This window comes from Streptomyces sp. HSW2009, from assembly GCF_040240285.1.
In the GTDB taxonomy this organism is placed as follows: domain Bacteria; phylum Actinomycetota; class Actinomycetes; order Streptomycetales; family Streptomycetaceae; genus Streptomyces.
Window position 1 is genome coordinate 1 of record NZ_JBEHZD010000345.1, and the last position, 8,684, is coordinate 8,684.

6 protein-coding genes are annotated in these 8,684 nt (G+C 75.8%); all 6 read right to left on the minus strand.

Features of this window, described 5'->3' with window-relative positions:
* A partial coding sequence (gene manA, locus AAHZ94_RS22725; RefSeq protein WP_349994830.1) for a mannose-6-phosphate isomerase, class I occupies positions 1-564 on the minus strand: 564 nt, incomplete at its 3' end.
* 536 nt (positions 565-1,100) lie between these two features.
* Positions 1,101-2,531, minus strand: a complete 1,431-nt coding sequence (locus tag AAHZ94_RS22730; RefSeq protein WP_349994831.1) for an SIS domain-containing protein — start codon at positions 2,529-2,531, stop codon at positions 1,101-1,103.
* A gap of 48 nt (positions 2,532-2,579) precedes the next feature.
* Positions 2,580-2,762: a Trm112 family protein gene (locus tag AAHZ94_RS22735; RefSeq protein WP_349994832.1), complete on the minus strand. Its 183-nt coding sequence runs from the start codon at positions 2,760-2,762 to the stop codon at positions 2,580-2,582.
* 752 nt (positions 2,763-3,514) lie between these two features.
* On the minus strand, positions 3,515-4,873 hold the full coding sequence (locus tag AAHZ94_RS22740; RefSeq protein WP_349994833.1) for a phosphomannomutase/phosphoglucomutase: 1,359 nt from the start codon (positions 4,871-4,873) through the stop codon (positions 3,515-3,517).
* Positions 4,874-5,891: 1,018 nt separating this feature from the next.
* Positions 5,892-7,508: an L-lactate permease gene (locus AAHZ94_RS22745; RefSeq protein ID WP_349994834.1), complete on the minus strand. Its 1,617-nt coding sequence runs from the start codon at positions 7,506-7,508 to the stop codon at positions 5,892-5,894.
* Between the two features lie 335 nt (positions 7,509-7,843).
* Positions 7,844-8,275 carry a DUF3499 domain-containing protein gene (locus AAHZ94_RS22750; RefSeq protein WP_349994835.1) on the minus strand — a complete coding sequence of 144 codons (432 nt, stop codon included), beginning with the start codon at positions 8,273-8,275 and terminating at the stop codon, positions 7,844-7,846.
* Positions 8,276-8,684: the final 409 nt, after the last annotated feature.

Sequence of the window (8,684 nt, forward strand, 5' to 3'; positions counted from 1 at the left end):
CCCGGCGGCCCCCCCGGGGCGCCGCGCGGCGGCCCCCGGGCTGGCCGGCCGTCGGACCAGTCCCGCGTTGCGCGCTCCGCCGCCGTGGCGGGCTACCAGGCCCGCGGCCGCGGCGGCGGTGCGGAAGCCGCACAGGCCCTCGAAGGGGGTGAGGGCGCAGATCAGCTCGGGCTTGTGGTTGGCGTCCTTGTAGTTGCGGTGCGGGGCGTCGATCGGGACGCCGCGCTCTTCCTCGTCGGCGTACCCGGCCCGGGCCTGGGCGAGGTCGGGGTGGACCTGGAGGGAGAGGGCGGTGTCGGCGGCGAGCACCTTGAGGAGGAACGGCAGCCGGTCTCCGAAGCGGGCGACGGCGTGCGGGCCGAGTTCGCCGGCCGGGTCGGCGGCGATGACCGCGCCGAGGCTGACGGGGCCGGCGCCGCGGTCGACGTGTGACGGGGCGCCCGGGTGCGCGCCCATCCACAGCTCGGCCTGCGGCTCGCCGGTCGGCTCGGTGCCGAGCAGCTCGGGGATGGCGGTGGGCGAACCCCAGGCGTAGGGGCGCACGGTGTTGGCTAGGCGGTCCATCGAGGGTTCCTGACTGTGTGGATGCGGGCCGCGGGCCGTCGCGGACGGGTCGGGTGGTGGTTCTGCGGCCGGTGCGGGCCGGTAGGGGCTGGTACGGGCCGATGTGCGCGGTGTGCAGGGCGCGCGGTGCACGTGGTGCGCGCGGTGCTCACCGGAGTGGGTGCGGCGTACGGACCGGCGGGGTCCGGGTGCCGGTCCTGGCGCCGGTGGGTGGCCGGCGTGGCTGCGCAAGGTGCGTGCGCCGGGCGGGTGGCGCACACGGTGCGCAAGGGGTGTGCGCCGGTGCCTGGCGGCAGCACGGGTGCGCCCGGGTGGTGCGGCGTACGGGTACGCGTGGTGTGTGGCCCGGGTGGGGTGAGGTGCGGGGGTGGTGTGCGGGACGGTCGCGTCTGCGGTGGGCGGTGCTGCGCTGTGTGGTGCTGTGCAGTGCTGAACTGGGCCGGGCTGTGCAGTGGGAGTGGGTGGGCGGGCAGGACGGACGGGGTGCGGAGGCTAGGCGTCCGTCGAGTGCTCGACGGGCGTGCGGCCCGCGTTGTTCATGATCCCTCTGCGCCGGCAAGCAGCAGGTAAACGGCGGCGAAATCCGTGATGGCGAGAAGCTCTGCGGCGTTCTCCAGGGCCTCTTCGACGGATGGGTCGGCGGATGGTTCGAGTTCGCTGACGGCCGTGTCGTGGGTGAGTGCGAGGTCGCGCGCGGCCGGGGCGGCGGAGAGAACGGCGGCGGCGGGCTGGTCGGTCGGCGCCGGCCGATCACGCAGGAGTACGACGCGGGCCCGGAGCGCCTCCGGCTCGTCCACGCGGTCCCTGAAGAAGTCGTCGGGGTCGGCCCCGCCGGCGAAGGCGCTGGTCAGCAGGGCGCCGTGGATGCGGAGCGCGTCCGGGAGCTCGGCGGCGAGCGCGGGCCTGCCGGCCAGCGCGCCGAGCAGCCGCGCGAAGCGGCGCCCCACAGCAGCGGCCACTTCGCCCTCGGTCCACACCAGCGGGAGCGCGCCGGCCAGTTCGGCGGCGAGCGTCTTGGCCGGGTTGCGGTAGGCCGCCTGGGCCGGGCCGCAGCGCTCGGCGACGCGGTCGAGCCGGTCGGCCACCCGCTCCAGCGTCTCGGGCGGCGCGTGCAGCAGGCCGATCCGGTCGGCGAGCGCGAGGAGCGGGGTGAGCACGGCCCAGAGCGCGCCGGGCGAGGGCACCGCCGGTTGCGCGCCGGCGCGCGGCGCGCCGGGGTGGTCGGCGGGGGCGTGTGGATCGGCCGCGCCGTGCGGGTGGGCGCCGAGGGCGCCGACGGCGGGGGGTTCGGGCCGCGGGTGGGCCTCGCCGGGGGCGAGCGGCGGCGGGTTGTTGCCGCCCTCGCCCGGCTCCGGCCGGTCGGCGTACCGCGGCTGGTCGGCGGCCGGCCAACCGCCCTCGACGGGGCCAGGGCCGGACGCGTCGCGCTCGTACGCGCCGTACCCGGCGGTCTGCGGGCCGGCCTCCGGGAGCGGGGCGGGCGCCGTCGGGATGGGCAGGCCGCGGGCCCGTACGACGGCCTCGGTCAGCGGGGTCTCGGTGGGGCAGACGGCGACGACGGTGCAGCCGCGGCGGTACGCCTGGTCGACGAGGACCGCGAGGCCGGGCTCCGAACCGTCCGGGGTGGTGACGGCGAGCAGGTCGAGCGGGCCGGCCCAGCCGGGCAGCGCCCACCGCAGCGCCCCGGCGGCGGGGGCCACACCGGTCGGGCGGACCAGGGTGACCGGGAGGCTGCCGCCGGCGAGGGCGCCGAGCAGGTCGGCGGTGCAGTCGGCCACGCTGCCCGGGCCGGCCACCAGGATGGACCGCGGCCGGCCGTCGGGCTGGAGGTCGGCGAGGCCCGCTTCGGCGGCGAACCTGGCGGCCGTCCGCACTCGGGCCCCGGACTCCGCGGCGCCCCGCAGCAGCCCGCGGGTGTCGGCGCGCGTCAGTGCTTCGGGGGCGTCCAGGAGCGATTCGTCGAGCATGGTGCGTCGGCCTCCGATCGCCGTGGGGCGGGAACGCGGTACGGCGGTTCAGGCCGGGCGGCGCGCCTCGTCCACCAGGAGTACGGGAATGCCGTCCCGGATCGGGTACGCCAGGCCGCACCCTTCTCCTTCGCAGACCAGCTCGGGTTCGTCGGCAGCCGACTCGTCCCGCAGCGGGGCGTGACACGCCGGGCAGGCGAGGATCTCCAGGAGGCTGGCTTCGACCGGCATGGTCTTCCCTTCGGGACGGGCACAGTGCTGTGCGGCCCAGGGTACCGCCGGGCCCGGAGCGGGGCGCCCGGCGGGCGGACGGACGGCTCCGACCCCGGCGGGCGCGGGTGGCCCCGCCCGGTGGGCCCGTGGCGGGTGCGCCGCGGGGAGGCCCGGCGGGTGCGCGTGGGTGCGCGCGAGGCTGTGCGGTTCGCGCCACAGGCGCGGCAGCCGTATTCGTCATTCGTGGCGTGGGCACGCGCGCGAGGCTGTGCGTTGCCGTGCCCGGACAGGCCGTCGCTGACGGCGGCACTCCGCGGACGGAGCTGCGCGAGAACCCCGCGAACCCTGCGCGGGCGCGACGGGCGGGCGTGGGCCGTGGTGCTTCGCGGGCGGCGCCCCGGGATGGCCGAAGCATCGCGCTTAAGCACTACGCGTACGCGTACACCTGCGCGTACGCGCGGGCGCAGGTCGTAGTTCGCCGGTGCCGGGCACGCGCACCCACACGCGCGGACGCACGTTGGCGGCTCCGGCGCGCACAAGCTGGAAACTCCACGCGCACCCACGCGCGCGTACGCACGAGACCGCTCGCTCCGCCGCCGCCTCGCGGGCGCAGGCGGACGCCGCGCGTACGCACGAGACTCGCGGCGCCGCGGTCACCCTCGTCCAGGAGCGGACGCCACGCGCGCGTCCGCACGACGGCCCCGGGCGGGCCCTCCCGGGGGGGACGGCCGCGGCCGGGGCCGGGCGGGGCTGGGGAACGTACGGGGTGGTCAGCCGCGGACGATGGTCAGGACCTCGTCGCGCACCTGGGCCACCGTCGCCGCGTCCTTTGCCTCCACGTTCAGCCGGAGCAGGGGCTCGGTGTTGGAGGCGCGGAGGTTGAACCACCAGGTGGGGGCGGTGACGGTGAGGCCGTCCAGTTCGTCGAGCTGGACGTCGGGACGGGCGGCGTAGGCGGCCTTGACGGCGGCTGCGCGGCCGGGCTGGTCGGCGACGGTGCTGTTGATCTCGCCGGAGGCGGCGTACCGGTCGTAGCGCGCGACGAGGGCGGAGAGCGGTCCGTCCTGTTCGCCGCGGGCGGCCAGCACGTGCAGGGCGGCGAGCATGCCCGTGTCCGCGTTCCAGAAGTCCCGGAAGTAGTAGTGCGCGGAGTGTTCGCCGCCGAAGATGGCGCCGGTGCGGGCCATTTCGGCCTTGATGAAGGAGTGGCCGACGCGGGTGCGGACGGGCGTGCCGCCGGACTCCTTGACGATCTCGGGCACGGACCAGGAGGTGATGCAGTTGTGGATCACCGTGCCGCCCGGGTGCTTGGCCAGTTCGCGCTCGGCGACCAGGGCGGTGATGGCGGACGGTGCGACCGGTTCGCCCCGTTCGTCCACCACGAAGCAGCGGTCCGCGTCGCCGTCGAAGGCCAGTCCGAGGTCGGCGCCGCCCCCCCCGCCCCGGGGCGGGGGGGGGGCGATGGTGTTGGGGGGGGGGGGGGTGGGCGGGGGGGTGGGGAACGTTGCGGCCAGCGCGAAGTAGAGCGGGTCGGGGGGGATGGGCAGCCCGTCGAAGACGGTGGGCACGGTGTGCCCGCCCATGCCGTTGCCCGCGTCGACGACGACCTTCAGCGGCCGGCTCTCCGTGAGGTCGACCAGGGACCGCAGGTGGGCCGCGTAGTCGGCGAGCACGTCGCGCTGGCTGATGGTGCCCCGGGTCGCGGCCGGCTGCGGCGCGCCCTCCTGCGACCAGCGCTCGACCAGGGCGCGGATGTCGGCGAGCCCGGTGTCCTGGCCGACGGGGGCGGCGCCGGCGCGGCACAGCTTGATGCCGTTGTACTGGGCCGGGTTGTGGCTCGCGGTGAACATCGCGCCGGGCAGGTCGAACGCCCCGCTGGCGAAGTACAGCTCGTCCGTCGAGCACAGGCCGATCTCGGTGACGTCGACGCCGAGCGCCGCCGCGCCCTCGGCGAACGCCCGGGACAGGCCCGGGGACGACGGCCGCATGTCATGGCCGACGACGATCGCGTTTGCGTCCGTTACCTGCGCGAACGCCGCGCCGAACAGTGCGGCCAGTGCTTCGTCCCACTGGTCAGGGACGACCCCGCGCACGTCGTACGCCTTCACGATCTGCGACAGATCAGCCACGGCCTACTCCTTTTGGGCATCGTGGATGGGGGCCAAATCTACCGGGGGGGGTTGGCGGGCCGCCGTGCGGCCGGCCCTTCGCGCAGCGGGGCCCGCGGGGCCGGTGGCGCCCCGCGTTCGGCCGCGGCACCGGCACCGTGCGGCACCGGCCGGGAGCGGGCGACCGGAGGGCTCGGAGCGGGCGGGTCGGGCCGCCGTTGCCCGGCCTTCGGGGCCGCCGGCCGGTGCGGGTACGCCCACGGGCCTGGGGCGGGAGGGTCTGCGGCGCGGGGCGGGGTGGCCACGGTGCGGAATGGGGAGGCCCGCGGCGCGGGGCAGTGGCGTCGGCAGTAGGGGCGCTTCTCCGGTGCATGGGCGCGCGCGGGCGTACGCGGGGCGCGGAGACGCCTCGGGCCGTGCCGTACGGCCGGCGTCGCATGCGGCGTATGCGGGTCGGCGGCCTGGATGGCTGGGGCGTACGCGGGGGTGATGGGGCGGCGTACGGGTTGCCGGCCCGGTCGCGGGGGTCGCGTCGGCCGGCCGTCGTGGACCGGGTCGGCCAGCCGTCGTACGGGCACTCGGGCCGCGGGGCCACGAGGGGCTGCGACGGGGCAGGCGTAGGCGGCGCGGTGGGTCGGATTCAGGGTGGCTTGTGGGGTCAGTGGGGTTCGTACGGCTGTCGCGATCGACGGGATCGACGGGGCCGGGGAAGGGCGTGAGGCTGTCGCGATCAGCACGACCTGCGGGGTCGGAGAGGTCCGCGGGGCCGTCGCGTTCGGCGGGCCCCGCCGGGATCGGACGGAAGCACCCACCCGAGCAGCAGAAATCCACGATGTGCAGGGGGCCGTCACCCTCCGCGAGCTCCCCGAGGCCCGCCAGGAGCACCCTCCTCGGAAGCAGCCAGGCCGCCCCGGCATCGGGAAAGCCGCCCCACGAAACCGTCGGCAAGGGCCCTCCGGAGCACGCCCCCAGGCAACGCCCCGCACACAGGCAACGCCCGCAGAGAACGCCCACGGGCAGCGTCCCAGGCACAACACCCTCAGCCCAGCATCCACCCCAGCACCACCGTGCTCTGCGCCAGCACGATCAAGCACATGACCAGCAGCAGGCCGAGGCTCCACGGGAGCACCTTGCGCAGGAGGGCGCCCTCGCGGCCCGGGAGGCCGACGGCCGCGCAGGCGATGGTGAGGTTCTGCGGGGAGATCATCTTGCCGAGGACGCCGCCCGAGCTGTTGCCGGCGGCCAGGAGTTCGGGGGCGATCCCCGATTCGCGGGCGGCGGTCACCTGGAGGCCGCCGAAGAGCGCGTTGGCCGAGGTGTCGGAGCCGGTGACGGCCACCCCGAACCAGCCAAGCACCGGCGAGAGGAAGGCCAGGCCGGCGCCGGCCGCCGCGACGCCGTGGCCGATCGTGGCCGCCTGGCCGGACAGGTTCATCACGTACGCGAGGGCCAGTACGGAGGTCACGGTCGCGAGGGCGGAGCGCAGTTCGTGCACCGTGGCCAGCCATTCGCGCAGCGCGGCCCGCGCGGGCAGCCGCAGCACCCGGACGGTGCCGAGGCCGGCGAGCAGGACCAGGGTGCCGCCGGTGGCGACCAGCGGCAGCGTGAAGTCGTTGCCGCCGACGCGTTCCCCGGCGTCGTTCACCACGTCGAGGAACGGCCAGTCGAAGGTGCGGTCCGCGCGCGCCAGCAGCTCCTTGACCGGGCCGAGCTGGGCCACCGAGAAGACGCCGACGATGAGCGCGTACGGGGCGTAGGCACGCAGCACCTCGGGGCGCGGGTCGGCTGGTTCTGCGTCAGTCGTGGGGGTGCCGACGAGCACGGCGGCCCGTACCGGTTCGCTGGCGGGGCGGCGCGCGGCGGGGAGCGCGACCAGGGCCGCCGCGCCGGCGAGCGCGGCGCCGACGTCGGCCAGTTGGGCCGATACGTAGCTGGCCGCCACGAACTGTGCGAGTGCAAAGGCGAGGCCGCAGGCGAGCGCCGGCTGCCAGGTCTCGCGTACCCCGCGCGCGCCGTCGACCAGGGCCACCAGGAGCAGCGGCACCACCAGGGCGAGCAGTGGCGTCTGCCGCCCGACCGTGCCGGCGACGGTGTCCAGCGGCAGGTCGGTGACGCGGGCCAGGGTGACGACCGGGGTGCCCATGGCGCCGAAGGCGACCGGCGCGGTGTTGGCGACCAGGGCGAGAACCGCCGCCTTGACGGGGTCGAAGCCGAGCGCGACCAGCATCACCGCACAGATCGCCACCGGCGCACCGAAGCCGGCCAGCGCCTCAAGCAGCGCCCCGAAGCAGAACGCGATCACCAGCGCCTGCACCCGCGGGTCGGTCGAGAGCCGTCCGAAGGAGCGCCGCAACACGTCGAAGTGCGCGGTGCGCACCGTCATCCGATACACCCACAGGGCGTTGACGACGATCCACATGATGGGGAAAAGACCGAACAGCGCCCCTTGCGCACCGCTGGCGAGCGTCTGCCCGATCGGCATGTCGTACGCGCCCCACGCGACGAGGACGGCGACGGCCAGGCCGGCGAGCCCCGCGCGCTGCGCCCGTACCCGGGCCGCGCCGAGCAGGACCAGGACGGTCACCAGGGGAAGGGCGGCGACGAGCGCGGACAGCGCGAGCGAGCCGGCGACCGGCTCCAGTTGCTGAACGAACAAACGGACCTCCCGGACTCATGGAATGGTCGTGTCCGCGACAAGTTGCAGTCAATGAGGCGCCGTTCGCCATGGCGCGTACGCGTCGTTCGGGGTCTGGATCGGCCTGCGCGGTGCCGGCTGCGGGCGAGCGTCCTCGCCCGCGTGCGAGGCGCCTGATGCACCGTCGGCAGCAGTGCCGCGACGCCCGGCGGAGCCAGCGGGTCCGGTGGTGGGCGCGGGGCCGGGGAGCAGGGAGCCGGCCGGGATCAAGGTGGTGGGCGGCGGGCCCGGTGTCGTCGCAGCCGTGCCGGGCGGGTCGCGCCCGGCGGCGCGTCAGCGGGGAGCGGCCGGGCGGGTCAGGAGGCGGGGGAGCGGAGGACCCGCAGATGGGCTCGGCGGGCGACCTCCATCGGGTCGACCTCGCGGCCGTGCGGCGAGGTGGGTGTCGTGCCGGGCGCCCGGTCCTGGGGGCGGGCGGCCTCGCGCACCGCGTTGGCGAGCGCTTCGAGGTCGTCGCCGCTGGGCCTGGTGGGCCCGGCGTCCACCGCGAGCCGGACGACCTCCCAGCCGCGCGGCGCCGTGAGCCGCTCCGAGTGCTCCGAGCAGAGGTCGTAGCAGTGCGGTTCGGCGTAGGTGGCGAGCGGTCCGAGGACCGCGGTGGAGTCCGCATAGACGTACGTCAGCGTCGCGACGGCGGGACGACCGCACGCGGTGCGCGAACAGCGACGTACAGGGCTCACGACGTTGGACGGTACCGCACTCTTGAACGGGCCGCGAAGACTCTCCATGACCTCACTCCACCGTGTCGTCCTCGTTCATCCTATGAACCCGGCGGCCAGCCAACCAGCCTGACCTGCGGAAGGCCAGCGAACTCCGGCATTCGCCCAGGATGATTCCTGTCACCATTCGATCCCATTGACGCCCCGCACCGCGCGCTGTGACGGGCAAGAGGCACCCTTATGTGAACGCGAAGATGGCTGGAACGTTCAACCCTGAACAAGGGGCGTCCCACCCCGGGATCGCGCTGCCCGGGGCACCCGGCGGCTACTCTCGTCAGTGATGGACACCCCCGTACCTCCCCCAGCCCGCCCGGGGGGGCCCCCCCCCCCCCCCCCCCCCCCCCGCCCGCCCGGCTATTAAAAAAAACCCCCCCCCCCCCCGCCACGCGGACGCGGGGTGCGAGGGGCGTGGGGTAAA

What these genes read in the sequence shown, in the direction of transcription:
- AAHZ94_RS22730 (WP_349994831.1), bottom strand. Translation starts at nt 2,531, where the DNA reads ATGCTCGACGAATCGCTCCTGGACGCCCCCGAAGCACTGACGCGCGCC.
- AAHZ94_RS22735 (WP_349994832.1), bottom strand. Translation starts at nt 2,762, where the DNA reads ATGCCGGTCGAAGCCAGCCTCCTGGAGATCCTCGCCTGCCCGGCGTGT.
- AAHZ94_RS22750 (WP_349994835.1), bottom strand. Translation starts at nt 8,275, where the DNA reads ATGGAGAGTCTTCGCGGCCCGTTCAAGAGTGCGGTACCGTCCAACGTC.